Raw genomic sequence first — 25,868 nt, 5'->3', positions numbered from 1 at the left:
TTGTAAACTACGGGCCCGTAAGTTACGAGGGATTTGTGGCCCTAGACGGTCCTCATCCAGCCGTGTGTATCCGAAACTCGGCCGTACTGAATCCCCGTGAGCCGCTCACGCAGCGCCATGGTCACATCGCCAGAGTGCCCCGAGCCGACCGTGTAGTCGAAGTCGGGTGACACAAGGCGACCCACGGGAGTAATGACCGCGGCGGTGCCGCACGCGAAGATCTCGTCCACGTCGCCCGAGGACACTCCTTTACGCAGTTCCTCGAGTTCGATGTCGCGCTCGATCACCTTGTGCCCCGCATCCTGCAAGAGCGTGATGACCGCGTCGCGAGTAACACCCTCAAGGATGGTGCCGGTGAGGCGCGGCGTGAGGATCGAACCGTCCTTCAGCACCGCGAAGAGGTTCATGCCGCCCAGCTCCTCGATGTACTTGTCTTCCTTGGCATCCAGGAAGAGGACCTGGCCGCAACCGTTGTCTTGGGCCTGCTGCTGGGGAAGCATCGACGCGGCATAGTTGCCCGCGGTCTTGGCCTGGCCGGTGCCGCCTGCACCCGCGCGGTGGTAGCCCTGCGCGACCCAGATCGAGACGGGCTGGACGCCGCCGGAGAAGTACGCGCCTACCGGCGAGGCCATCAGCAGGTACTCGACCGTGTGGGAGGGTCGCACTCCAAGGCAGGCCTCGGTGGCGATCATGGTGGGACGCAGATACAGGCTGCTCTCGGGTGCTCCAGGGACCCACTGTGCGTCGACGCTCAGCAGGGCCGCGAGCGAGGCCAGGAAGTCCTCCTCGGGGAGCTCTGGCAACGCGAGGCGGCTGGCCGATGCGGCGAACCTCACTGCGTTGGCTGCGGGGCGGAACAGGTGCACGGAGCCATCGGCCCAGCGGTACGCCTTGAGGCCCTCGAACACCTGCTGCCCGTAGTGCAGCACCAGGGCGGCGGGGTGGAGCACCAGGTCGGCAAAGGGTTCCACGCGGTGGTCGCCCCAGCCCCCCTTGAGCGTCCAGGTGGCCTTGGCAATGTGGTCGGTGAACACGGTGCCGAACGGCGGCGAGTCCATCAGCCGGGCGCGATCCGCGTCCGATGCTGGGCTGGGATTGCGCGTCACCGCGAATGAATGTGTCATCGGCTGAGCCTCCATTCCGCCACCTTACCTGCGCAAGTGGCGCCTACGTGGCTGCCGCCAAGAGTGCTTTGAGAGTGACTCCGGCGGCTTCCCCGATCAGCTTCTTGCCAAGGTCTCCGACGAACCGCAAGCGCCCGTCGCGGCCGCGCGCCGCGAGGCGATCCTCGATCACGGCGCGAATGCGTTCGCCGTCCCTCCCGAAGGCGTCGTCGAGCGCCGCCATAAACACGTCCGTGGTGACGGTGATGCGTTCGCGGTTGAACGAGCCGTCGGTGTAGACGTCGAGGTCCTTGAGCCTGGCGACGAACGCGTCGCGCGCAAAGGCGTCCTCTACGTTGAGCACCGCGTCTCCCGCCGCGTCGATGCTCACCACACGCACGTGGGCGAGGATCGCGGCAAGGTCTCCCCCGCCGTCGGCGCGTGCCAGGCGATACGCGTACATGAGCGCCCGCACACGCGTGGGCGTGATGCCCAGCTTGCGAGCCATCGAGAACTGGGACTCGTCCGCGTCGAGGTACCCCGCCGCCACGAGGCCGCTGAAGAGCGCGATGTCCAACTCGCGCTTGGGCACCGTGCCGAAGGGATCGCCGCCGATGCGTTCGAGCACGGCATCGGCGAACGCCACGCGCTCGGCTGGCTTCAGGGAGTCGAGGTTCATCACCTAGGCATCATCTCCTGCGGGTGTGACGGTCGCAATCGGGGGCGCGCCGCTAGGCGAGAGTGCCGACGAGCCAGTCGAGGATCTCGACGCCCGCACTCATCACCGAGATGTGCCCGTCTCCCGGCCTCTCCCACAGCACCGCTCCAGGCGTCGCGACCGCATTCCAGCGGCCGTGGCTCAGGGGGACGATGCGGTCGTCCGTGCCGTGCACAAAGAGCGCAGGGGACGCGATCGTGTCGAGCGAAAAGCCCCACTCCTTGACGTACGCCACGTCGTCCGCCGTCATGCTGCCAAGGCCGCGCGAGACGCCCTCCGCGGCGATGCCGTTGAACCACGACCACTCGCCCGCGAGCGCCAACGTATCCGCCGGGGTGAACATCTCCGGGTCAAACTCGGACGCGGCCAACAGCGTGTGGAGGTTCGACGGCCCGTGCATCGCCGCGCGCAACTCCTTGGCGCCGCCGGGATGCATTCCCGCAAACCAGTCGAGCCCCTTCGCGTCGAAGGGTGCGAGCCCACTGATCGACACCACCGACGTCACACGGTCGCCAAGGAGCGCCGCGCAAGCGAGCGCGTGCGGTCCTCCGCCCGAGTGCCCCACGGCCGCGAAAGTGTCCACGCCTGCGGCATCGGCGACGCGCGCGGCCAGGTCTGCCGCGTCGGAAACCCCGCGTCCATCCACGGCGGTCGAGCCTCCGTAGTCGGGCCGATCGAAGCCGAGCCAGCGGATGCCACGCGCGGCCGATGCCTCGAGGAGTGGGACGGGCGGCTCTCCGACGTTGGGGGTGCCATGATGCCACATCGCCGAGATGGGGGCGTCGGCGGGGCCCCCGTCGTACCACCTGACGGTGCCGTTTGGGACGTCCAGGAGGTTGAGGATCATGATGAGGCGCTAGCGCGCCGGCGCCACATCGTCAGACCCGCGCCGGTGGCGTAGTGACCAGGTCCCCCGCCATGGCCGTACCGATGATGGCGCACACGGCGGTCGCGAGTCCGAGGGCGACGGCGCCGGCCAGGTAGGCGGCGAGGGCGCCGAGCAGCAGGACGTTGAGCCGCATAAACGGCAGCATGATCCCTTTGAGCCTGCGGGGCGCCTTGGGCGCAAGGAACTGCCCCCACAGCGTGACGGCAACGGACGGCAGCGCCACGGCGAGCAGCCACGCGGCCACGCCGTCGGCCGCATGAAAGCCCCACCACGCGAGCCCCGCGAGCATGCCGAGCTCGGCAAAAAAGACGAGGGTCGCGCCGAACCACTTCATGGGCATCTGCTCATGATGCCACGGTCACGGTTCGCGCGAGAGGTGACCACACGCACTGAGCGGCGGCGGGGTGGATGGGCAGCGGCGCGGCGCCTCGACCCTGCGGTCGGTCCGCCCCTCACCCTCGCGCCACATGGCGCGCGCCATGTGATCTGAGAACTACTCGCCAAACACGGGGTTGGCAACGATTGCAGCCCGCAACTCCGCGCTCGCCGGAAGCGGATGGGGTACCACGGGGAAAATGGTCGCGAGAGTCGCGGGCATGGCACAACCGTAGGGGTGTGATGCGGCCAAGAAGGGGGACCGTTCTCCCAGAAAACCCGGGACTATGCAGGAAAGACGGCCAGTTCTGAGTCCCTGGAACCGTCGGCGAGGGGCACGACGTCGGCCACCACGTGGCGCACCACCGCGCTTGCCGCGTCCAGCGCGGGCGGTAGCGGGGGCCTGCCGAGCGAGAGCAGTCGCACCGAGCGCACCGCGCCTTCGACGCGCGTCACCTCGACGTCAGGGTGGCGGTGGGCCGCGAGCGCCAGTCCGGGAAGCATCGTCACCCCGTGGCCCACGGCGATGAGCGACTGGGCGGCCACGTAATCGTCGGAGGCGAAGCGGATCTTGGGTGCGAAGCCCGCACGATCGCAAGCACTCACCAGGTACACGCGGCAGCGCTCGCATCCGGCGAGCCAGTCGTCGTCCTCGAAGCCCGCCAGGTCGGTGAGCGTCACCAGGCTCTTGGGATAGCGCGCAGGCGGCGTCACCAAGTAGAGAGGGTCCTCCCCCAGCACCTGGGAGGTCACCGCGTCGGAACATTGCTGCCCTGCGTAGGTGAACGTCACCGCGAGGTCCACCTCGCCCGCGATGAGGAGGGCCTCGGCCTCGGGGGGCTCGGCTTCGACCACGTCGAGTTCCAGGCCAGGGTGGCGCGAGTGCAGTTCGGTGACGATGCGGGGGGCGAGCGTGGCCATCCCCGAGGGGAAGATGGCCAGCCGCACGTGGCCGCTCTGCAGGGAAATCGACGACGCCAGCTCGGTGCTGGCGCGCGACATGAGGCCGAGGATCTCCTCGCCGCGGGCGGCAAGGCGGACGCCCTCCTCGGTGAGCACGAGCCCTCGGCCGACGCGCCTGACGAGCACCGCGCCCGTCTCGGCCTCGAGGCGCTTGAGGTGGTGAGACACGGTGGGTTGGCTGTAGTGGAGGGCCTCTGCGGCCGCCGATGCGGTGCCGTATTTGGCCAACGCCACGAGTACCTGGAGCCTGTTGACATCGATCATGTCTCCATCATATCGATGGCGTCAATGGTTATGGTCGATAACATTCACTAGACCGATGCATGGGTGGTGAGCGACCATCGGAGTATGGAGAAGCTCACGATCGACGGGGTCTACGCGGCGGCAGCGCGCCTGCGCGACCTCCTGCCCCCCACCCCGGCGTGGTCGTACCCAGTGCTGGATGCGGCCATCGGCTCGCACGCCATCGTCAAGCACGAGAACGTGCAGCCCACCGGCGCGTTCAAGGTGCGCGGCGGGCTCAACCTGCTCGCCACGCTCTCCCCCGCCGAGCGCGCCGCGGGCCTCATCACGGTGTCTACCGGCAACCACGCGCAGTCGCTGGCTTACGCCGCCGCCCGTTCTGGCGTCGCGGCCACCATCGTGATGCCCCGCAGCACCCCGGCTGAAAAGGTGGATGCCGTGCGCGCCTGGGGCGCCCGCGCCGTGCTCGAGGGCGCGGACATGGCCCAGGCCGCGGACTTCGCGGTGGGACTCGCCGCGCGCGACGGCCTGCACTTTGTGAACCCCGGCAACACGCCCGCCATCGTCTACGGCCACGGGACCGTGTACTTGGAGTTGCTCCAAGCGCATCCCGAGATCGAGACCCTGTACGTGCCCGTCGGCTCCGGATCGGGGCTCGCAGGGGCGCTGCTGGTGCGCGACGCGATCGCTCCTCATACCCGCGTGGTGGGCGTGCAGGCCGAGGGCGCATCCGCCGCCTACGACTCGTGGAGGTCCGGCACCGTGAAGACCGTGGAGGCCCACACCTTTGCTGCTGGGCTCGCTACTGGCTCCGGATTTGAACTCCCGCAGTCCATCATGCGCGAGCGGCTCGACGACTTCCTGCTGGTCTCGGACGACGATCTGCGCCACGCGATGTCGCTCATGGCGACCGCGGCACACACGTTGTGCGAGGGCGCCGGGGCTGGAGGCTTGGCCGGGGCGCTGGCCGACGCGTCGCGGCCCGGTGTTGTGGGGTTTGCGTGTACTGGTGGCAATGCGTGTGCGTCGGAGATGGCAGGGCTTGGGCGGGTTGCTGTGGGGGTTTAGGGACTCGGGCTCGCCTATCTTGAGCGAGCCTGTCCAACGCCTCCCCAGTTTTGCGAGCTTCAGCGCGCAGTCACCTTGAACCGAGGTGCGATCGCATCGACGTCCCGCAATTCGCCCGACGCGACTGCCATGGTGAGTTCAAAGGCCTCGTCCTGAGTGAGATCGAGCTCGCACCCGTTGAGCGCCAGGAACACGACCGTCGAATGCCATCCGAGCCTCTTGTTGCCATCCATGAGCGCGTGGTTGCACACGAGCGAGTGAAAGAGCGCCGCAGCCTTGAACTCGATGCTGGGGTAGGCGTCGTCGCCCATGAGGGTCGTCGCGGGGCGCATCGCTGCGGACTCAAGTAGTCCGATGTCGCGCACGGGGCCTACGCCAATGTCGTCCGCGAGGTAGAGCAGGTCCTCGAGGGTGAGCCACTCGGTCATGGGCTAGACGGTGCCGAGGCGATCGAGCGTCTCGGCCCAGCGGCTCTTCGCCTCGGTTGACAGCGCGGCCACGCGATCGTGGTGGCCAAGCCTGGCTGCGCGCTCGAGAACAGCACGGCGCACCACTTCTTGCTTGGAGCCGCCGTCGTGCTGCGCGAGGAACGCGAGGGCAGCCTCGAACTCGGGGTCGGTACGAAGTGTCATGGCCATATAGTCGATGGTATCACTATGATATCACCGCGTGCCGAGGCCGACTAGCTTCTCGTGTGCAACTCCGACAAGCTAGGCGTGTGGACTATCCCGCCTGGAAATACTATCCGCTCAACTCACGGCCGCCCGAGTGGGTCACCGAGGTCGTCAACGTGGTCAACCGGTGTGAACTCGCTATTTCGACAGTCGATGCGCATACAGGGCTCAGCAGCGACGCCGTTCTTGAACACTTGCGAATTGGGCTTGAGAGCCTTGGGTACGAGGTTGAAAGCGGTAAAGGCGCGGGCCAGAAAGTGCAACGCACGGTGCTGTTCGGCGAGAACGGCCGCCCCGAGGTCAACTACGACATCGACGCGTTCAACGACTATCTAGGCGTAGCTGTCGAAGTCGAGGCTGGCCGCGGTGCAGCAAACAACGCGGACTACCGCGACATCTTGCGGACGTCGCTCATCCTGGACGCCACGTTCCTCATACTGATGCAGCCATACGCGTACAGATCGAATGCCTCCGCGACACCTATGCACGCGTATGCGAACTCGCGCGCACAACTCGACGCGATTTACCAGTCGCGTCGACTCGTCCTTCCCTTCGAGGGGCTCTTGCTGATCGGATATTGAGCCCCCGCCCGCACCGGAAGCGACGGTAACGAACCACCGAAGGCAGCTGGCAAGGGCTCGCCCGGCTCTCACAAAACCGGAGGCGGTTCACTAACGTACGCACTGCCTGCAGAACGTCCGTGGCGGCTGCGAGAATCGTGCGGACGCCGCGTCGCACAATGGAATCACTCGGGCGGCGGTCCACTAGACGCAAGGCACCATTGGCTAGGGTTGCTCATGGGGACAGCCAAACACGAAAGCACCGGTACACCCGCGCCGACTCAAGGCTGGCCGTAGACGCTCATTCCTCAGTCTGTAATCATTCCATGGAGGCGGAACGTGACTATCTTGAGAACCGCGCCGCTCCTTGCCTCGAGCCCACCCACATCGCTGTCCAGCGTCGAGTTATTCGCCGGCGCAGGCGGGCTCGCTCTCGGTTGCGAGCTAGAAGGATTTCACGCTGCGGCCACGTTGGAGTGGAACCGATGGGCGTGCGACACGATGCGCCAGAATCGAGATGCTGGCCACCCTCTCGCGCGCAATTGGAAGGTATTCGAAGGCGACGTTCGCGACTACAACTGGGAGGACCTATCGAGGAAGATCGACGTCGTTAGCGGGGGCCCCCCGTGTCAGCCGTTCTCCACTGGCGGCAAGGCGCTCGCCGCAGACGATCCAAGGGATATGTTCCCAGCTACGGCCGAGGTGCTGGCGAGCCTTGCTCCCAGGTCGTTCATCATCGAGAACGTCCGCGGGCTGGCCCGACCGCGATTTGCCGAGTACTTCGAATACATTCAGCATCGCCTCGCGATCCCCGAAGACTCTGCGCGCGACGGCGAGGACTGGACGCAACACCTCACCCGGCTGCGCGCCGAGCGGGTGTCACGTACGTACAACGGCCTTCGCTACCGGGTCACCTCAGCCCTTGTCGACGCGGCCAACTACGGCGTGCCGCAGCGTCGCCATCGCGTCATACTCGTCGGCTTCAGGGACGATCTCGATATCGACTGGTCGCTGCCGACCGCGACTCACTCGTCTGCCGCGCTCATGGTTGACCAGTGGCACGGCACTTACTTCGATCGTCACGAGGTCGCGCCGGTGCATAGGCCGCAGCGCCCAACCGAGAGCGGCCTCCACAAAGCTCGCGAATCTGCTGATGCAGCGCTCCTACCATGGCGTACCGTTCGGGACGCAATTCACGACCTACCCGAGCCAGGGCTTATGGGCAGTACCGACGTCCTCAATCATGTCCTTAAGCCAGGCGCGCGTTCTTATCCCGGCCACACCGGCAGCACTTACGACCAGCCGTCGAAGGCACTTAAAGCAGGCGGCCATGGGGTCCCTGGCGGCGAGAACATGCTGCGCCGCCAGGACGGCTCTATCCGCTACTTCAGCGTACGTGAGTCCGCGCGCATCCAGACCTTCCCCGACGACTACGAACTTCACGGAGCATGGGGCGAGACGATGAGGCAGCTCGGCAACGCCGTGCCAGTCGATCTCGCGCGGGTTGTCGCCAGGTCCGTCCACAAGGCCTTGAACGAACAGAACCACTCGATCTGGGGGACCACATGACCGAAGTACCCGACAACGCTAACCTCGCGGCGGAGGAATCGCTTGACCTAACTCCCGACCCGCGCATTCTTGAGGTGATTGCTGAGGTAGACCTCCAAGTGGGGCAGTGCCTCGCGGAACTCATCGACAATGCGTTCGACGAGCTCTCGAAGGCTCGAGCGGAGGATGCCAACGCCGAGCATCGCGTCGAGATCACCATGCCGAACAATCGCGATGCCGCTCGACTGCAGAAATCCGCCACGATCGTCGTCGCCGACACCGGCCGCGGCATGTCCCGCGATCAACTCCGCGACGCACTGCGTGCCGGTTCATCCCACAACGCCCGCTTCGGCTCTCTGGGCTTGTTCGGCATGGGCTTTAACATCGCCACTGCCCGCATGGGTCACCGCACCGTTGTCCGCAGTGGACGCGCGGGGGACACTCACTGGAGCGTCGCCACCATCGACATCCGCGACATGAAGCGCGCCCGCTCGTATTCCGTGCCGCTGAAGTACACGCCGAAGGCGCCCACTGAGCACGGGACCGTGATCACGGTATCTGACCTTCGCGAAGACATGGTGACTCGCCTGTCGTCGCCGTCAGAGGTCAAACGCGTTACCAAGTTCCTTTCGACCACCTACTCCTACCTGCTGCGCAATATGGATCACTCGTCGATTTCCGGTGCAGAGTTCATGGGTGGCATGGGGCACTCGCTAACGCTCAACGGCAGCCCAGTGAAGCCGTACATCCACTGCATTTGGGACCCTTCGCGGTCCAAGGAGTACCAGGGCGACACCGTTGAGGCCGTGCAGCGCGTGCACAAGGAATTGTCCGAGGCGTACGCCTGCATGCGGTGCGGGCACTGGATGGTGATGTACGAGGAGACCGATGGCTGCGCCGAGTGCAACTCCACCGATGTCGAGAAGCGAACCCGCGTCATCCACGGCTGGGTCGGGCTGCAACGATACAACCACGAATCCGACTTCGGCATCTCACTGCTGCGTCAGGGACGCGTGATCTGCCACAAGGATCAGGGATTATTCACATGGGATGACGGCGAAGGAAGCCGCATCAAGGAGTATCCGGTCGAACTCAACACTGGTCGCGTCGTCGGCGAGATTCACCTCGACTTTGTGCCCGTGAACTACCGCAAGTCCGACTTCGACCGTGAGAGCAAGGGCTTCCGCCAGATGGTCAACTTCGTACGCGGCGAGGGACCAATCCTGCCCAAGTCTGCCTCCTCCCGCGGCTACCCCGAGAACCGATCAGCGCTGGGCCGGCTCATCAACGCGTTCCGACGCAATGATCCCGGAGTGAAGTCCCTCCAGCCCGGCAACGGCAGCACAGCGACGCTCTCCCTCGCGCGCGATTGGGCAAAGGAGTTTGAGAAGGGAACCCCCGGCTACCTGGACGACTCGAAGTGGTACGAGGCCGCTGTCGCTCACGACGAAATCAAGTCCGGCGCGGTGGCCCCCAAGTCTGACCCAGACGAAAAGAACGACGACGCCCTCAGGAACGCAGGACTTGACCACCTCCTACCTGGAACGCGCGCCGATGCCGCCCCGGGCGTTGACTCCCCGAGCGACTCTCAGCCTCCCGCAGAGGAGAGCGCGGAGGCGCGCTTTGCTCGCTATCAGCGCCACTCACGCGGTATCCCCGGAGTGCCAGATACCGTCGCGCTAGACCGGCGGAGCGCCTTCAATATCGAGGCCTACCTCACAAGTGACGTCGAGCTGCAGAGCGAGGGAAGGCCCGCCCACCACGCGGTCCGCGTCCGGTCCGGCCATTGCGAGGTCTACATCTCCGACCGCCACCCGCTGCTCGTCGATTTCGGGTGGCCAATGATTGACGTGGTTGCCATCCACACCGCCGAGACTCTGCACCGTCTTGCCGACGTGGACACTCCTGTCGTCGACGCTCTCATCACCGTGCTGGAATCCTCTCCCGACCACAAGGTCGATTACCAAGCAGCACAACGCCGCGCTGACTCGATTATCGAAACACTTCTCGAGAAGGTCATCCCGATCGCCAAAGCCTCGCCGACGGACGCATGGGTGGCATTGTCTCCTGCAGCCAAAGTCAATGCGGCGGAAGCCGCCGCAATGAAGCAGCCCGACATAAACTGGCCCGAAACAGTCAACGCCGGGCTGTTCGCAGCCCACCTTGACGTTCGCGGCCTAATTGACCTCGTCGACGAGATGCCCGAGAAAATGCTCGACGGTCACGTCTTCACCACCACCTACAGTTCTTGGGAGCACGCGGACGCGCGCCGCAACCAAGTCGACCGACTTACCGGGCTCCTGTCTGACGTGCACCGTATGACCGAAGCGAACCGTTTCACCGACTCGCGGGAACTCGTTCGGCTCAATATTGGCGCGGAAATGCTCGAGCGTGTAATCGCGGATGACTGACCAAGGGTTTCTGGATGCTGCCTTCCTCGTCGAGGTCGGCCCCTACGGCTTCGGCCGCCAGATTCAGCGCGCGCTCCCACTCGCGGGCTACACCGAGGTCGCAAACATCGACGGCCCCGGCGACGCGGGCGGTGATCTCATCGCGAACCTGAACGGCGCCGTGTGGGTCTTCCAGGCGAAGTGGAAGAAGCACCCCGCGACGGCAACTGTAGGCGAGGACGCAGTCGACGAGGTTCAGCACGCACTGTCGGTCTACGGCGGAAACGTCGGGGTCGTCGTGACCAACGCCCGCATGTCCGTTGGTGCGAAGAGGCGGGCCAGGACACTCACGAGTCTCGGACAGACGATTCACCTTTGGGACCGCGACACTCTGCAAGCCCTTCCCGGCCGGCTGCGCCTTCCGCGCAAATTCGAGCTTCGCACCTACCAAGCCCAAGCCGTCGATGTCCTCTGGAACGACCTAAGTGAGCACAAGCGTGCCCTCGCCTATCTCGCGACCGGACTGGGCAAGACCGTGGTCGCCGGGAGCATCATCGAACGGTTCCTCGACGCTAAGCCTGACGCTCGCATCGCCGTCGTCGCGCACTCTGACGATCTCGTCGACCAGCTCGAGACCGCCATGTGGCGCAATCTGCCCGAGCACGTCCGCACCCGAAAGCTCGGCGGCGGCGAGAGACCCGACAGCCTCGACGGCGTTACATTCGCCGTTCTGCCCACCGCCGCACGCTACGTCGAGAACGGGTACCGACCCGACCTTCTGATCGTCGACGAGGCGCATCATGTCGGCGAGTCTGGCCACTACGCCCGTATTTTCGACCACCTGCACGACATACCCCGCCTAGGTGTCACGGCTACCCCATGGCGCGGCGACAAGTTCGACATCGAATCCGAGTTTCGCGCGCCAGGCGTACGCATATCCATCTCGGATGGTATCTCCAACGGTTACTTGTCCAAGGTGAAGTACCGACTGTTCTCTGACAACATCGACTGGGACTTCGTCAAAGCGTCGTCTGAGCACGGGTACGCCATCAAGGACCTCAACCGCCAACTGTTCCTGCCTCAGCGCGATGAGGAGATCCGCGACCGCCTGTACGAAGTTTGGGAACGCACAACTCGGCCACGCGGCATCGTGTTCTGCCAGACGATCGAACATGCCGAGCGGATGGCGCGGATGCTCCGTGCTCTCCCCGACTGGCGCAATGCCGAAGCGATCCACGCCAAACTCACCAAGCGCGAGCGTCAGCAGAGGCTCCTACGCTTCCGCTCCGGCGCTACCCAGGTCCTCACATCGGTGGACCTTCTGAACGAAGGTGTCGACGTGCCGGATGTGAACGTCCTGTGCTTCGCGCGTGTCACCCACTCCCGGCGCATCTTCATCCAGCAACTAGGACGCGGACTGCGCCTGCAAAGTGGGAAGTCACATGTTGAGGTGTTGGACTTCGTATCCGACATACGTCGAGTTGCGGCGGTGACCGATTTGGCGAGGCAAACCATCGGAGAGACTGAAGTCCTGCCGCTGGACACATGCGCCGAGTTCATTTTTGAAGACCAACGCATCACCTCACTTCTTGACGAATGGCTCGCCGATGTGGGAGACCTCGAAGGTGCAGACGACAGCGTGCGGCTTGAGTTTCCACCCAGTGAGTTGATGTTGTGATGAGCAGAATCCCCGAGACTGTCCGCGCCTCTGTCATCGCCGCCATCTACTCTCACCTCGATGAGATGAAGTGGGAGTCGCCCGGTATCGACCGCAACTCCGCGTACTCCGCCTTGCTCGACGACCCGGACATTGGTGAGCGCCTGACGCCGTACATGACGCTTTGGCAAGCGCGCGTCTGGATCAAAGACGGGCCCGCGAAGGAGTACAGCCGCGCCCTCGAAGGAAGGTCGCCCTACGCAAAATACACGAGCAGGACACTCCCCGGGCCGCACGCGGTAGTCTCCGCTTCGTGCGGAGACGGCTGGGCGCTCAAAGAGGGCACGGTCGTTGACAAGCCAATGCGCTGCGTTGCAACCAACGGAACCCGCAGCCGAACCGTGATGTGGGGTGACGAGAGCAAGTTCTCCGACCTGTACCAGGCGGCATCACGCGAGCGAATCGCAGGAAACGACGTTCTGCTAGTCATTACTCGTCCCGGCAACGCTCCCGTCGCTCAAATCGCGTGGAACGGGGCCTGCGACCTCGCCGCTCTCATTGGCGCCGGCATCACTTCGATCGTTTATTCGCCGGTGATGAGGACGAGCGGTCGGCCAACACCGTAATTGTGCCGTCAGTCTCCTGGCGCAATTCGCAGCCCTACGGCTCGATGGCCCTGAGTGAAGTCACCACAACCGCCTTTGTCTTCCACATTATGCGTAGCGGGTCGTGCTGGTCATGTTGCCAGGCTGACGCGCGGGCTGTAGACATATGCGGCGATGGGCTAGGAAAACTGCGACGGTGCGACGTGGCAACGCCTCGGGATCACGACATCGGAAACAGCGAGAACTGCCCGGACATGGTTTTCCGGTTCTCAACCAGGGTGTCGCACCGCTCCCCCATGAGACGAATCTCAGGCGAGCGCGTAGCGCCCTCAAGGAAGCTAGCGGTGAGGCAAGCGGCCCTTGTCACGCCACCACCACGCACTAGAAGACGAGGGGTGCCGCACAACGCTTCCACGTGGCGCTGCCCAGACGGGTCTGCGAAGGGCTCCTGCCGAAAGGAGTGCGCCAAGGCGCGAAGTAGCAAACTACTTTCGACATCAATCAGACCGTGCCCGCACTAACCCATGGCCTGCACAATCCAGTCGAGTACCTCAACACCCGAGCGCATCACAGAAACATGACCCCCGCCCGGCCTGACCCACAGCTCGGCGTTGGGAAGCGCGTCGGCGTTCCAGCGGCCATGCGCCACGGGAACCACCCGGTCGTCTGTCGCGTGGACCACGAGCGCGGGCGCCGCAACATCGCGCACAGCGAAGCCCCAGTCGCTCACATACGCGACATCGTCGGCGGTCATGCCTTCGAGCCCGCGCGCCACACCCGCGGCCGCGATGCCGTCGAACCACGACCACTCCCCTACGAGCGCCTCGTGGTCCGCAGACGTAAACATCTCCGGATCGAACTCCGTCGCCGCCAACAACGCCTCTAGCCGCGATGCCCCGTCAAGCGCCGCCCGCAACTCCGCCTCGCCGCCGGCGTGCATTCCCGCGAAGAAGTCGAGCCCGTCTGCCCCGTAAGGCGCCAAGCCCGCGATCGATACCACGGCACGCACGCGCTCGCCCAGCAGCGCACCGCACGCAAGCGCGTGCGGACCCCCACCCGAATGCCCCACCGCCACAAAGTTGCCAACGCCAGCGGCGTCGGCCACGCGCGCGGCAAGATCGGCCGCATCGGCCACTGTGCGTCCATCCGCTGCAGTCGAGTCGCCGTAGCCGGGGCGGTCGAAGCCCAGCCAGCGGATGCCGCGTTCGGCCGATGCTTCGAGGAGGGGCGCCGGGGGCTCGCCGATGTTTGGCGTCCCGTGGTGCCACATGACGATGATGGAAGCGTCAGCGGGGCCCACGTCGTACCAGCGAAGGTTGCCATCGCCAACCGCGAGGTCGTTGGTCATCATGAGGCGAGACTACCGAGGCCCCACGATCCTGCCGAGGGTTCCCGTGCCCCTGGCCGCCAGCAACCGCCGACGCTAGTGTCCTGTCCGCACAGGGCGTCGGGTAAATGGGCGTTCACCTTGCGTGATGTGCGGAAGGGGCGCGACGAACCGGGCGTTCGCCAGGCACGCGCCAGAGCATGGCCGTCGGCATCGGCACAGGCACCTGCGTCAAACACACCGCTACCACCGGACGGTCTCTCCCCGCACTCAGAGACGGCCGCCCGGCGTAGCGACGCATTGCGGTGTAGTCCGGCTACGCCTTCTTGACGATCTTGATCGTCACGGGCGTGGTGTTCGCGATGTTGTCAGAGACGGGACAGCGCGATTCGGCGATCCGGGCGATCTCCGCAAGCTTGTCCGCGTCGACGTCGCCCTCGACCTCGATGTTCACCTCAACGTTCTGGTAGCCGGCGCGCACGTCCAGGTTCTTGCCTAAGAACTTGGACGGATCCAGATCGCCGCGCGCCGTCGCGCTGAACGAGGTGAGCGTCACGCCCTGCTCCTTGGCCGCGAGGTGCACCATCACGTTGAGGCAACCGAGCAGCGCGCCCAGCATGTACTCCACCGGGTTGGGGCCGAGGTCACCGCCGCCGAGCGACGGCGGCTCGTCAACGAGAAACTCAAAATTGCGTGCCTTGACAGTCAGTCCGGTGTCGGAGGTCGATATTGCCGTCGCTTCGAAGGTAGCCATCGTTGCATTCCCTACTCATCACACGGGAAGATTTCGACGCTGTGGAGGCCGCTCCCGCGTGGCCGCCGAGACAGAGGGGGACTCATTTCAGCCTAGGCACGCGCCGCGCAAAGACTGAGGACGAGGGTCCCAGTCAGGCCACAAATAAGAGCGTCAGGCGACCGCTATGCGCCAATCACGTGCCCCACCATCAGCCAAGCCCCACCTGCGGCACACGCCACAGTCACGAGCCAGAACAGCGCCACCCACACCAGTCCGGACACGTGAGTCACGCGGGCAAGAGCATCGGCATCGGACCCGCCGCCGCCAGCCGCGCGCCGCGTGCCGTGCAACTCCACGACGGCGCGCACCGCGCCCAGCAGCAGCAACCACGCCAGCCCGTAGGCCACGCCGATGCGCCACGTGTCGGGCGCGGCCCATGCCAGCCACCCGAAGGCGCCGATGGACACCACCATCACCAAGAACCCATAGAAGTTACGGATGAAGAACAGCACCAACACAAGCACCACGACCATGGCCCACAGCAGGGCGTAGGGATGCCCCGCCCTCAGCAGCGCGGCAGCGCCAAGACCAAGGACCGCGGGCGCCGTGTAGCCCGCGAACGAGACCAGCGCGAGCGGGAGCCGCTTGGTCGAGCCGGACGACGTCGTGAGGCCCGAGGTGTCCGCGTGCAGCCGGATTCCCCTGACATCCCGCCCCAGCAGGGCGCCGACGGCGGCATGGCCCGCCTCGTGCACGATGGTGATGACGTGTCGCGAGATGTGCCACAACTGCGGCACGGCGAGAACGAGCAACACCGCCGCGAGGGGCCAGAGCGCCGTGGACAACCCCGCGACAACGTGCGCCGTGAGATCGGCCCACAGCCTGTCAATGACGCCGCCGAAGCTCATGCTTCAAACCTATAGCCTGCGCGACGCCCCGCCTCGCCTACCGAGCGCCGTGACTCGCCCACCACTCCTCGAGCAGCCGCGCATGCTCGGCCGGACGGTCGATCCATGGCTGGTGACCTGAGCGAGGCATCACCCGCACGGTCGCATCCCTCGCATGGCCGGCCCAGGACCGCATGCGATCGGGCGCCGCGAAGGGGTCTGAATCCCCCGCTACCCACAACGTCGGCGCCGCGACAGCCTCGATGTCGCCGACGCTCGCGACCCACTGAGGCCGCGGCCCCCGCCACGTTGCCGCCAGACGCAACTGCTTCAACTCGTGCACATACGTGTGGGTGTCGCGAGACAGCGCGTAGCGCCACTCGAGATCCGCCGCTGACAGTCCACCGGCACTCACCAGGTCGCCATGACCCATGGACCTGAATGACCGGCGCAGGTCCCGTTCGTTGATGTGGTGGCGAGCGACCGCACGCGCGACGGGCGAGAAGGTCGCCATGCGCATCGACACGGGCAGGCGCATGCCCTCGACGGCAGGCGCGCCTAACAGCGCAAGGGTGCGCACCAGGTCGGGGCGCCTCGCGGCAAGCACCAGCGCCGCCAAGCCGCCCGCAGAGTTGGCGACCACGTCCACGGGCCCATCGGCGATGGCGCCAATCAACAGCGACAACCACGCCTCGGTCAGGTCACGCAGGCTCTCCGGCGTCATGTCGGTGAGGTCCAACGGATCGCTCAGCGCACAGCCAGGGCGGTCCACCACGATGGCGCGCACACCACGTAACTGGCCCACGAGCGGCACGAACACGCCGCCCGCGGTGGGCATGCCGTGCACAAACAGCACCGGGCGGCCCCTGCCGTGCTCGAGCGCGCGCACGCGGAGGCTGAGCACATCGTCCTCCACCCACCGCTCTGTGGGCTCCATGCCGTGGTGCTGCCACATGGCACGCTCGGCCTCGCGGTAGCGCTGCTCGTGGCGTGCGCGTGCACTAGTTGCGTGGACCTCGCCCGCAGCGCGGGATCGGTCCATGTTCATCGCGAGTAGGTACCGACAAGCCTGGCCTGTCCCACGACGTCGGCGCGATACTCATGAAGGAAATCTCGCCGCGTGGGGGTGCCTGCGACGGGCGCCTTCAATGCGTAGACCCAAAAGTAATAGTGATGCACGCCGTGCCCCACTGGCGGAAATGGCCCGACGTAGCCCACACCGTCGTCGTCATTGGGGCCGGGTCGCCCGGCCGACACATCGATTGCGCCTTCCTGCGCCGGCAAGCCGTACAGCGTCCAGTGTGTGAAGCCCGCAGGTAGCGGAGCGTCCGGATCATGGCACACCACCGCGAGTTCGACGGCCTCGGCGGGTACGCCAGCGACGCTCAACCGTGGGGTCTCGGCGCCGTGCTGACCCGCAAAGCGATCATCAATGCGTTCACCATTGCCGATGTCAGGGCTGGTCAAGACAAAGTCGTTCACAGACACGCGCGTCTCCTTCAAGCAGGGGCGATGGACACTTCCATCATGCGCCCGCGAGGTGCAGGACGCGACCCGAGCCATCGTCTCGGCCAGCATCCACGCCAACCGTTTCACATCGGATGCGCTCCGCCTCCGCTGCGGGCGAAGGGTGCGCTAGGCACGCGCCTGAACGTCACTTTCGGGGTGCACCAGCTCGCGGTCGTGGCCCGTCACGATCCACAGGACCCCGAGCCCTGCGGAGACGCCGAACGCCAAGATCCCGTTGTGGGCCGCAAAGACGATGACCCCGTAGCACGCGAAGAACGCCGTGAGCCAGGTCGCCGCCCGCAGCTGGCCAATGCCCACGGTGGTGAGGCCCAGCATCACGCCTCCCCACAGCACGTACCACGGCTGTATCGTCGGCGCGCAGACGACAAGCGCCAGGAGCATCAGCACCAAAGCCGTCACCGGCTGCCGCGGCGCCCTTCTCAACACCAGCCAGGCGAGGACAAGCGCGCAAAAGAGCAGAGCAACCGCCTGAGTCACGGGCACGGCGAGACCGGCGATCGTATCGTGCCCCGTGCGACGCAAGCCGATCTCGAGCAGCGATCCCAGGCTCGTGGACGGTGAAAGAAAGCTCCGCACCTTCCCAGGGACGCTCATGGCGCCGATCCATCCGTAGCCCAGCCCCGTAGCCGCGGTGATGGCCGCGAAGCCCGCGAGCGCCATCGCCGATGCTGCGGCGACGTAGGCCCACCTCGCGCGGGTCCAAGACTCAGCCAGCGACCGCAGCGGTGCGGGGGCGCACAGCAGTCCCACCGGAACGACCGCGACGAGCGCTGGCTGCTTGACTGCCGCCGCAAGCGCCACGGCGAATGATGCAAGGACGAGTCGCCGCTTGGTGGCCAACCAGAGTGCCACCACCACCAGGGCGATCATCATGGAGTCGTTGTGAGCGCCGCCAAGCAGGAGCAGCACAGTCAGTGGGTTCAGCACGCCGAGCCACACGGCGAACCGGGGGTCCTTGCCGAACGCGCGCGCTAGGCGCGGCAACAGAGCCACGATGACCACGAGCGCGACGAGAGCGGGCAACCGCATCGCCACTGCGGACGCATACGGGCTGCTCCCGGCGAGGTCCACCACCACGTGCTGGATCTGCAGAGCGAGCGGGCCGTAGGGTGCGGGCGTGTTGAGCCAAGCGGGATCGACCTGGCTGGCGAACGAGCCGCCGAGCTGACCGGGGCCCACCGTGTAGGGATCCATGCCCAGTTGGACGATCCGGCCTTGGGCCGCGTAACTGTAGGCGTCGTCGCTGAACAAGGGCGGGGCGAGCAGGAGCGGCAAACTCCACAGCACGAGGGTGGCCCTGCTGACGTCGATGCCGTCGTCACGCGGGTAGAGCCGCAGCCAAGCAGAAAGGAGGATAAGGACACCGAAGAGGAGGACGGCGGTGGCCAAGACGCGCCCTGGGCCGTCCTGAAGCCACCTCAGCAGCCACAGGTGGTGCAACGCCGTGCCCGCCGGCAGGAACGCGGGAGTGAGTGAGCCGACGAAGATGAGGCACGATCCCAAGGTGCCCGTACGCACCGCAGGGACGGCCCAGGCGCCGACGACGGCGTCACGCCACCGGGCGGCGATGCCGACCTCGGGGCTGCGGAGCGCGGTGTTCGCCGTCATTGCCTCCAGTCGTCTCGTTGGGGTCACGAGCGTGACCCAGACGAATGCTAGCCGACCATGCCCATCTGCGCGCCCCTAGCCACCACCGGCGCCGCCGCCCCTCGAGGTCGCAGCGGTCTAGACGACGCGCTGCATCCACCCAAACGCATCGTCGGCACGGCCGTACTGAATGTCCGTCAGGCGCTGGCGCACCGCCAAGGTCACGGGCCCGGGCTGGCCGTCACCGACGGTCACCTCGAAGTCATCGGACCCCATGCGACCCACCGGAGTCACGATCGCGGCGGTGCCGCAAGCGAACACCTCCGAGATCTCGCCGGAGTCGATGCCCTCGCGCAACTCCGCGAGCGTGATGTTGCGTTCCACGACCTTGAGGTCTTGGTCCTCGATCAGCTGGATCACTGAGGAGCGGGTCACGCCCTCCAGGATGTTGCCGTTGAGAACCGGGGTCAGCACGCTGCCGTCGGAGCGCACGGCGAACACGTTCATGCCGCCAAGCTCCTCGAGCACCAGGCCCGTGGCCGCGTCCAGGTAGAGCACCTGGTCGTAGCCGCGCGCGCCCGCCTCGATCTGGGGCCGCAGCGACGCCGCATAGTTGCCGCCGCACTTGGCCGACCCCGTACCACCGGGGCCCGCACGGTGGAAGTCCTTCTCCACCCAGATCGACACCGGCTTCACGCCGCCCGCAAAGTACGGGCCCGAGGGCGAGGCGATCAGCAAATAGTCGACCTTCTTGGGGGCACGCAGGCCAAGGAACACATCGGTGCCGATCAGGAACGGACGCAGGTACAGCGAGCTCTCGGGCGCGGTGGGCACCCAGTCCTTCTCGACCGACATGAACGCCCTGATCGAGCCCATGAAGTCCTCGACCGCCAGCTCCGGCAGCGCCATGCGCCACGCCGACTTCTGGAAGCGCAGCGCGTTCGCCTCGGGCCGGAACAGCCACACCGAGCCATCGGCCCAGCGGTACGCCTTGAGACCCTCAAAGATCTCCTGCGCGTAGTGAAGCACCGACGCGGCGGGGTCCATCGGGATCGGGCCGTAGGGCTCGATCCTCCTGTCATCCCAGCCGCCGTCGGCCGTCCACGTGATGCGCGCCATGTGGTCCGTGAAGCTCATGCCGAACTTCATGTCGCCAACGCGCTCGATGCGCTCCGCCTCCGTTGCGGGCGACGGATGCGCGACGATGCGGAAGGCCCCAGCGGTCGACGGTGCCGGTGCTGCATTGGCGGCGGTGAAATCACCCATCGTAAAACCTTCCTTGTCGTATCTGCGTCCTGTTCGTCCAGCCAAGCTTCCTGCCAGTCACTGAGTGCTCTTGCGAGCCAGATGTGGGCACTCATCGACTGCTAGGGCGCGTTGGAGGCCTCTAGCCCCTAATGCGGGCGGCGAGAGCGTCGCCCACTTCTGCCGTGGTGCGTGTGGTGCCCGACTGCTTTCCTGCCGCACTTGCCGCGGCATCGGCCGCAACCGCGCCCTCGACCTTGGCCGCAAGATCGGGGTAGCCGAGGAAGTCGAGCATCATCGCGACGGAAAGCACGGTGGCCGACGGGTCGGCCTTCTGCTGGCCGGCGATGTCGGGTGCCGAGCCGTGAACGGGCTCGAACATCGACGGCGCCGTCTTGTCCGCGTTGATATTCGCCGATGCCGCCAGCCCGATGCCGCCAGAAATAGCGGCGGCCTGGTCGGTGAGGATGTCGCCGAACAGGTTGTCGGTCACGATCACGTCGAACTTGCCGGGGTTGGTGGTCATCACGATGGTCGCGGCGTCGATGTGCAGGTAATCCCACGTGACCGTGGGGAACTCCGGCGCGACGGCCTCGACGGTGCGACGCCACAAGTGCCCCGCGTGGACGAGCACGTTGTGCTTGTGTACGAGCGTGAGCTGCTTGCGCTCGCGACCGGCGGCCACGGCAAACGCGTAGCGCACCACGCGCTCCACGCCGTGACGAGTGTTGATGGACACCTCGGTCGCGATCTCGTGAGGAGTGTCGACGCGCAGCGCGCCGCCATTGCCCACATACGGACCCTCGGTGCCCTCGCGCACCACCACAAAATCGACCTCGGTCACGTCGCGCAACGGCGACACCTCGCCGGGGTAGAGGCGCGAGGGACGCAGGTTGACGTACTGGTCGAGCGCAAAGCGCAGCGGCAGCAGCACGCCGCGCTCGAGCACGCCAGACGGCACCGACGGGTCGCCGATGGCGCCCAACAGGATCACGTCGTGGCCGCGGATGGCCGCCAGGTCGGCATCGGTAAGGGTCTCCCCCGTCGCGTGCCAGCGCTTGGCGCCCAGCTCAAATTCGGTGGTCTCGAACGCGAGGCCGGTGCCCTCGGTCGCGGCGGCGAGGCACTTAAGCCCCTCCGCCACCACCTCCGGCCCGATGCCGTCGCCCGCGACAACCGCAAGGCGGTAGGTCTTCGCTGCTTCACTCACAGGCGCGTCACTCACAGGCGTATCACTCACAGGCGCGTCGCTCACTACCGTGCCGTCTGGCCGTCGACGTAGTCGGAGTCCTTGGCGTCCTGCCATGCGAAGAGCTTGCGCAGCTCGCGGCCGGTGGTCTCGATCGGGTGAGACTCGCCCTCCATGCGCAGGTTCTTGAACTCGACGGCGCCATTGTCCTGGTCGTCGATGAAGCGCTTGGCGAAGACGCCGGTCTGGATGTCCGTGAGGACGTCCTTCATGCGCTCCTTGACCGAGGCGTCGATGATGCGGGGGCCGGAGACGTAGTCGCCGTACTCGGCGGTGTCGGAAACCGACCAGCGCTGCTTGGTGATGCCGCCCTCGTGAATGAGGTCCACGATCAGCTTGAGCTCGTGAAGCACCTCGAAGTACGCGATCTCGGGCTGGTAACCGGCCTCGGTCAGCACCTCGAAGCCGTACTGGATCAGGCGCGACGTGCCGCCACACAGCACCGACTGCTCGCCAAAGAGGTCCGTCTCGGTCTCTTCGGTGAACGTGGTCTTGATGACGCCCGCACGCGTGCCGCCGATACCCTTGGCGTACGCCTTGGCGACCTCCCAAGCCTCGCCCGAAGCGTCCTGCTCGACGGCGATGATGTCCGGGATTCCACGGCCGGCGACGAACTCGCGGCGCACCGTGTGGCCCGGCGCCTTGGGCGCGATGAGGATGACGTCGACGCCTGCGGGAGGCGTGATGTAGCCGAAGCGAATGTTGAAGCCGTGTGCGAAGGCGAGCGTCTTGCCCTCGGTGAGGTACGGCGCGATGTCCTCGGCGTAGATGCCACGCTGGTGCTGGTCAGGCGCCAGGATCATGATGAGGTCGGCCCACTTGGTGGCGTCGGCCACCGTCATGACGGTGAAGCCGTCGGCCTCCGCCTTTGCGGTCGAGTTGGAGCCCAGGCGGAGTGCGACGCGCACCTCGACGCCGGAGTCGCGCAGGTTCTGGGCGTGGGCGTGGCCCTGCGACCCGTAGCCAACGATGGCCACCTTCTTGCCCTGGATGAGCGAGAGATCGGCGTCCTTCTCGTAGAACAGTTCAGCCATGCTGTGACTTCTCCTTGGGTTGTGATCGGCGCCTGCGATGGCGCCCACGTTGGGTCGGCGCGAGTTGCTCCCACGCCCTCTGAAAAGAACTCTATGCCCGCTAAGCGATCACGCGATCGAGCGAGCGCTCGGTGATGGAGCGGGCGCCACGACCGATCGCCACCGTGCCCGACTGAACGATCTCGCGCACATCGTGCGGCGCAAGCGCGGTCAGCAACGCCTCGAGCTTCTCGGGCGTACCCACGGCCTCGATCACAAGCGAGTCGGGCGACACATCGACAACGTGCGCGCGGAACAGGTTCACCACTTGCAGCACGTCCGTGCGCTGGCGCATGTCGCAACGTACCTTCACCAGCAGCAGGTCTCGCTGAACTGATCGCGAGTTGTCGAGCTCGACGATCTTGAGCACGTGCACCAGCTTGTTGAGCTGCTTGGTGACCTGCTCGAGGGGAAGGTCCTCGACGTCGACCACCACGGTGATGCGCGAGATGTCGGGGTGCTCCGTCTGGCCCACCGCGAGTGAGTGGATATTGAACGCGCGGCGCGAGAACAGCCCCGCGACGCGCGCGAGCACGCCCGGCTTGTTCTCCACCAGTACAGACAACGTGTGCTTCTCGTTCACGGTCACGCCTCCTCGCGGTCCCATTCGGGGGCGACGCCCCGCGCGTACTGAATCTCGTCGTTGCTCACCCCGGCGTTGACCATCGGCCACACCATCGCGTCCTTGGAGACCGTGAAGTCGACGACGACCGGCTGGTCGTTTATCTCGTTGGCGCGCTTGATCGTCGCGTCAACATCGGCGTCCGATTCGCAACGCAGGCCAACGCAACCCATCGCGTCTGCGAGTTTCACAAAGTCGGGGATGCGCGCGGTGCCGTGACCGGTGTTGAGGTCGGTGTTGGAATACCGCCCGTTATAGAACAGCGTCTGCCACTGGCGCACCATGCCGAGCGAACTGTTGTTGATGATCGCCACCTTGATGGGGATGTTGTTGAGCGCGCAGGTGGTGAGTTCCTGATTGGTCATCTGGAAGCATCCGTCGCCGTCGATCGCCCACACCGTCTGGTCGGGCATGCCCACCTTGGCGCCCATGGCCGCCGGCACGCCGAAGCCCATCGTGCCCAGGCCACCCGAATTGATCCAGGTGTTGGGGCGCTCGTACTTGATGAACTGACTGGCCCACATCTGGTGCTGACCAACGCCCGACGTGAAAATGGTCGACATCGGGTCATTGAGCTCACCGAGGCGTTGGATCACGTACTGCGGGATCGACAGGCCGTCGTGCGTGGGCGCATAGCCGAGCGGGTAGGTGGCGCGCCACTGATCGAGCTGAGCCCACCAAGCGCCCAAGTCCGGCTTGCCGTGCTTGCGATGCTCCTCGCGCAGCGCCGGCACCAGCTCCTGGAATACATCCTTGAGGTCACCGACGATCGGCACATCCACCTGACGGTTCTTGCCGATCTCGGCGGGGTCGATGTCCGCGTGGACGATCACGGCGTGCTGGGCGAAGCTGTCGAGCTTGCCCGTCACGCGGTCGTCAAAGCGAGCGCCAAGCGACACGACGAGGTCGGCCTTCTGCAGCGCGGCCACCGCGGGAACGGTGCCGTGCATGCCAGGCATGCCCAGGTGCTGCGGATGGCTGTCCGGCAGCGCGCCGCGAGCCATGAGGGTGGTCACCACGGCCGCGCCGGACAGGTCAACGAGCTTGCGCAGCCCCTCCGCCGCCCCAGACCGGATCACTCCACCGCCCACATATAGGACGGGGCGCTTAGACGTGGCGAGCAGGCGCGCGGCCTCCTGGATGGTCTTGGCGTGCGGCTTGGCCCCCGAATTGAATCCGGGCAACTCGATGCGCTCCGGCCAGTGGAAGGTCGTCCTCTCCTGCATAGCGGACTTGGCGATGTCTACCAGGACGGGGCCCGGGCGGCCATGGCTCGCAATGTAGAACGCCTGGGCAATCGCAGGGGCGATATCCGCGGCGTCCTTGATGAGCATGTTGTGCTTCGTGACCGGCGCCGTAATTCCCACGATGTCGGCCTCTTGGAAGGCGTCGGTGCCAATGAAAGAGGCGGCCACCTGACCCGTGATCGCGACCATGGGGATCGAGTCCATGTTCGCGTCCGCGATGGGCGTCACCAAGTTGGTGGCGCCGGGGCCAGACGTCACGATGCACGCGCCGGTGCGGCCGGTCGCGTGGGCATAGCCTTGGGCCGCGTGGCCGGCGCCCTGCTCGTGGCGCGTGAGGATGTGGCGCAGCTGCGTCGAGTCCATGAGCGGGTCGTAGGCGGGCAGGATCGCGCCGCCGGGAATGCCGAAGATGTCAGTCACACCCGCAGATTCAAGCGCGCGAATGAGCGACTGAGCGCCCGTCATCTCCTCGCCGACGCTGCTGGCGGCGTGCGGGTCCGTCGGACGGGGCGTTGCCGTTGCCCTGGGCCGCGAGGGCGCCTGGGGCTTGGCTTGTGCCTGAGTCATGTCACTCCCCTGATTCTGTCGAGATTGCGAGGCAACTCACCGGCCGCTTCGCATGAAAAAACCCCTCGGCCTGGATGGCTTTCGGGGAATGCGCGCGGACGATGCCTGGGCTTGGACTAGAGGTCCGCGCGCCCGGTAACTAGTACGAGAATCGCCTGCATGGTGGCGACTCTACGCGCCAGTGTGTTGACGTGTCCAGTTTCGACCGACGAATCTCACATTGTGGTTTATCGTCTCGCTATTCAAGACAACAGGTTCTCTCGTCTCGCCTCTCGACCTTGTCGAAGGTTCCTTGAAGAGTCACAGGAAAGTTCAGCCTCGCCTGCAAGATTGGCGGCGGACCACTAAGTCAGCCGACGCGTGAGGCTCACGGTAACCTCATCGCCCATCCCTTTGCCCAACTGCTTGCGAACCTTCGCATTCAGCGAGAGCATGTGACCGCCGCGACCGGTCACCATGAGCCCCACGTTCTCGAGCTGAACGTGATCCACCGCGCCGTCGATCTTGACCGCCCTGCCGGTGCCGAAGAACTCCGCGGAACCAGGCATCTCCACGCAGGCCCACATCTCGCCTTTGACTTCGACTCCGATAACGGCAGTGAACGTGTGATGCAGGGGCCCGATTTCGTGACTCATGAGACCATTATTGCCAGTCGACGGTCCAGCCGAAGATCGCCAACGAGACTCCCCCAGCTGCCCGTGCGCCGCGCGCTTAGTCGAGCACCGCGCTGTGAGTCGCACAGCGCGCTGTTACCTGTGCTGGCTCGTGACGTTGGCAGCGCGCCTGCCTGCCCTTCTCGGTTGCCGGGCTGGCGCGGTTGCCTGCCTTTCTCGGTTGCCGGGCTGGCGCGGTTGCCTGCCTTTCTCGGTTGCCGGGCTGGCGCGGTTGCCTGCCTTTCTCGGTTGCCGGGCTGGCGCGGTTGCCTGTTGCCTGTCGTGCCCAGGATGTGTGTTGGTGGTGTCTCCACAGGGTGTTGTGCCTGGTAGGTGGTTGTCTGACTGAATC

At 65.8% G+C, this 25,868-nt stretch carries 25 protein-coding genes; 6 read left to right on the top strand and 19 right to left on the bottom strand.

Annotated elements, in window-relative coordinates:
• Positions 1 to 41: 41 nt before the first annotated feature.
• The 5 genes from BKA03_RS04910 to BKA03_RS04890 form a co-directional block, all read right to left on the bottom strand.
• Positions 42 to 1,124, bottom strand: coding sequence for a branched-chain amino acid aminotransferase (locus BKA03_RS04910; RefSeq protein ID WP_238579459.1), 1,083 nt, complete (start codon positions 1,122 to 1,124; stop codon positions 42 to 44).
• Positions 1,125 to 1,167: 43 nt separating this feature from the next.
• Positions 1,168 to 1,785, bottom strand: a complete 618-nt coding sequence (locus BKA03_RS04905; RefSeq protein WP_152649616.1) for a hypothetical protein — start codon at positions 1,783 to 1,785, stop codon at positions 1,168 to 1,170.
• 49 nt (positions 1,786 to 1,834) lie between these two features.
• Positions 1,835 to 2,668: an alpha/beta fold hydrolase gene (locus BKA03_RS04900; RefSeq protein WP_062075856.1), complete on the bottom strand. Its 834-nt coding sequence runs from the start codon at positions 2,666 to 2,668 to the stop codon at positions 1,835 to 1,837.
• Between the two features lie 31 nt (positions 2,669 to 2,699).
• Entirely contained in the window at positions 2,700 to 3,044 is a 345-nt protein-coding gene (locus BKA03_RS04895) for a YrdB family protein (RefSeq protein WP_202965759.1), read from the bottom strand.
• Positions 3,045 to 3,370: 326 nt separating this feature from the next.
• A complete protein-coding gene (locus BKA03_RS04890) occupies positions 3,371 to 4,312 on the bottom strand; it encodes a LysR family transcriptional regulator (protein ID WP_062075854.1) in 942 nt (313 codons plus the stop codon).
• 84 nt (positions 4,313 to 4,396) lie between these two features.
• Here BKA03_RS04890 and BKA03_RS04885 point away from each other — a divergent pair, with 84 nt between their 5' ends.
• Positions 4,397 to 5,359, top strand: a complete 963-nt coding sequence (locus tag BKA03_RS04885; protein WP_062075853.1) for a threonine ammonia-lyase — start codon at positions 4,397 to 4,399, stop codon at positions 5,357 to 5,359.
• Positions 5,360 to 5,418: 59 nt separating this feature from the next.
• Here BKA03_RS04885 and BKA03_RS04880 read toward each other — a convergent pair whose 3' ends face one another.
• Both BKA03_RS04880 and BKA03_RS04875 read right to left on the bottom strand, forming a co-directional pair.
• Positions 5,419 to 5,787: a type II toxin-antitoxin system death-on-curing family toxin gene (locus BKA03_RS04880; RefSeq protein WP_062075852.1), complete on the bottom strand. Its 369-nt coding sequence runs from the start codon at positions 5,785 to 5,787 to the stop codon at positions 5,419 to 5,421.
• A gap of 3 nt (positions 5,788 to 5,790) precedes the next feature.
• Positions 5,791 to 5,997, bottom strand: coding sequence for a hypothetical protein (locus tag BKA03_RS04875; RefSeq protein ID WP_062075851.1), 207 nt, complete (start codon positions 5,995 to 5,997; stop codon positions 5,791 to 5,793).
• An 80-nt stretch (positions 5,998 to 6,077) separates the two neighbouring features.
• Between BKA03_RS04875 and BKA03_RS04870 the strand changes: the two genes are divergently transcribed.
• The 5 genes from BKA03_RS04870 (at position 6,078) to BKA03_RS04850 (ending at position 12,814) form a co-directional block, all read left to right on the top strand.
• Positions 6,078 to 6,614, top strand: coding sequence for a hypothetical protein (locus tag BKA03_RS04870; RefSeq protein ID WP_062075850.1), 537 nt, complete (start codon positions 6,078 to 6,080; stop codon positions 6,612 to 6,614).
• Between the two features lie 318 nt (positions 6,615 to 6,932).
• Positions 6,933 to 8,162 carry a DNA cytosine methyltransferase gene (locus BKA03_RS04865; RefSeq protein ID WP_202965758.1) on the top strand — a complete coding sequence of 410 codons (1,230 nt, stop codon included), beginning with the start codon at positions 6,933 to 6,935 and terminating at the stop codon, positions 8,160 to 8,162.
• The gene (locus BKA03_RS04860; protein ID WP_062075849.1) at positions 8,159 to 10,552 is read left to right on the top strand and encodes an ATP-binding protein; all 2,394 of its coding nucleotides are present in this window, start codon (positions 8,159 to 8,161) and stop codon (positions 10,550 to 10,552) included. The genes BKA03_RS04865 and BKA03_RS04860 overlap by 4 nt, the downstream gene beginning before the upstream one ends.
• The gene (locus BKA03_RS04855; RefSeq protein WP_062075848.1) at positions 10,545 to 12,209 is read left to right on the top strand and encodes a DEAD/DEAH box helicase family protein; all 1,665 of its coding nucleotides are present in this window, start codon (positions 10,545 to 10,547) and stop codon (positions 12,207 to 12,209) included. Before BKA03_RS04860 ends, BKA03_RS04855 begins: the two co-directional genes overlap by 8 nt.
• Complete coding sequence (locus BKA03_RS04850) at positions 12,209 to 12,814, top strand: hypothetical protein (RefSeq protein ID WP_062075847.1); 606 nt, start codon at positions 12,209 to 12,211, stop codon at positions 12,812 to 12,814. The genes BKA03_RS04855 and BKA03_RS04850 overlap by 1 nt, the downstream gene beginning before the upstream one ends.
• A 496-nt stretch (positions 12,815 to 13,310) precedes the next feature.
• On the opposite strand, the gene BKA03_RS04845 is transcribed toward BKA03_RS04850, so the two are convergent.
• From BKA03_RS04845 to BKA03_RS04790, 12 genes are all read right to left on the bottom strand, one after another.
• Entirely contained in the window at positions 13,311 to 14,144 is an 834-nt protein-coding gene (locus BKA03_RS04845; RefSeq protein ID WP_062075846.1) for an alpha/beta fold hydrolase, read from the bottom strand.
• A 292-nt stretch (positions 14,145 to 14,436) separates the two neighbouring features.
• On the bottom strand, positions 14,437 to 14,874 hold the full coding sequence (locus BKA03_RS04840; protein ID WP_062075845.1) for an OsmC family protein: 438 nt from the start codon (positions 14,872 to 14,874) through the stop codon (positions 14,437 to 14,439).
• Between the two features lie 164 nt (positions 14,875 to 15,038).
• Entirely contained in the window at positions 15,039 to 15,764 is a 726-nt protein-coding gene (locus BKA03_RS04835) for a M50 family metallopeptidase (protein WP_062075844.1), read from the bottom strand.
• A gap of 37 nt (positions 15,765 to 15,801) precedes the next feature.
• Positions 15,802 to 16,791: an alpha/beta fold hydrolase gene (locus BKA03_RS04830; protein WP_083971934.1), complete on the bottom strand. Its 990-nt coding sequence runs from the start codon at positions 16,789 to 16,791 to the stop codon at positions 15,802 to 15,804.
• A complete protein-coding gene (locus tag BKA03_RS04825; RefSeq protein WP_062075842.1) occupies positions 16,788 to 17,231 on the bottom strand; it encodes a YbhB/YbcL family Raf kinase inhibitor-like protein in 444 nt (147 codons plus the stop codon). Before BKA03_RS04825 ends, BKA03_RS04830 begins: the two co-directional genes overlap by 4 nt.
• Before the next feature lie 147 nt (positions 17,232 to 17,378).
• Positions 17,379 to 18,881 (bottom strand): polyprenol phosphomannose-dependent alpha 1,6 mannosyltransferase MptB, encoded by a 1,503-nt coding sequence (gene mptB / locus BKA03_RS04820; RefSeq protein WP_062075841.1) that lies wholly within the window; start codon positions 18,879 to 18,881, stop codon positions 17,379 to 17,381.
• 117 nt (positions 18,882 to 18,998) lie between these two features.
• Entirely contained in the window at positions 18,999 to 20,126 is a 1,128-nt protein-coding gene (locus tag BKA03_RS04815) for a branched-chain amino acid aminotransferase (protein WP_062075840.1), read from the bottom strand.
• Between the two features lie 121 nt (positions 20,127 to 20,247).
• Positions 20,248 to 21,315: a 3-isopropylmalate dehydrogenase gene (locus BKA03_RS04810; RefSeq protein WP_062075949.1), complete on the bottom strand. Its 1,068-nt coding sequence runs from the start codon at positions 21,313 to 21,315 to the stop codon at positions 20,248 to 20,250.
• 44 nt (positions 21,316 to 21,359) lie between these two features.
• A complete protein-coding gene (ilvC, locus tag BKA03_RS04805) occupies positions 21,360 to 22,388 on the bottom strand; it encodes a ketol-acid reductoisomerase (protein WP_062075839.1) in 1,029 nt (342 codons plus the stop codon).
• Between the two features lie 100 nt (positions 22,389 to 22,488).
• A complete protein-coding gene (gene ilvN / locus BKA03_RS04800) occupies positions 22,489 to 23,010 on the bottom strand; it encodes an acetolactate synthase small subunit (protein ID WP_238579457.1) in 522 nt (173 codons plus the stop codon).
• A gap of 2 nt (positions 23,011 to 23,012) precedes the next feature.
• Positions 23,013 to 24,863: an acetolactate synthase large subunit gene (locus BKA03_RS04795; protein WP_062075837.1), complete on the bottom strand. Its 1,851-nt coding sequence runs from the start codon at positions 24,861 to 24,863 to the stop codon at positions 23,013 to 23,015.
• Between the two features lie 344 nt (positions 24,864 to 25,207).
• On the bottom strand, positions 25,208 to 25,498 hold the full coding sequence (locus BKA03_RS04790) for a DUF1905 domain-containing protein (protein ID WP_062075836.1): 291 nt from the start codon (positions 25,496 to 25,498) through the stop codon (positions 25,208 to 25,210).
• Positions 25,499 to 25,868 lie beyond the last annotated feature (370 nt).

This window comes from Demequina lutea (assembly GCF_013409005.1).
GTDB classification, from domain to species: domain Bacteria; phylum Actinomycetota; class Actinomycetes; order Actinomycetales; family Demequinaceae; genus Demequina; species Demequina lutea.
This window is presented reverse-complemented; position numbering and strand designations above follow the sequence as displayed.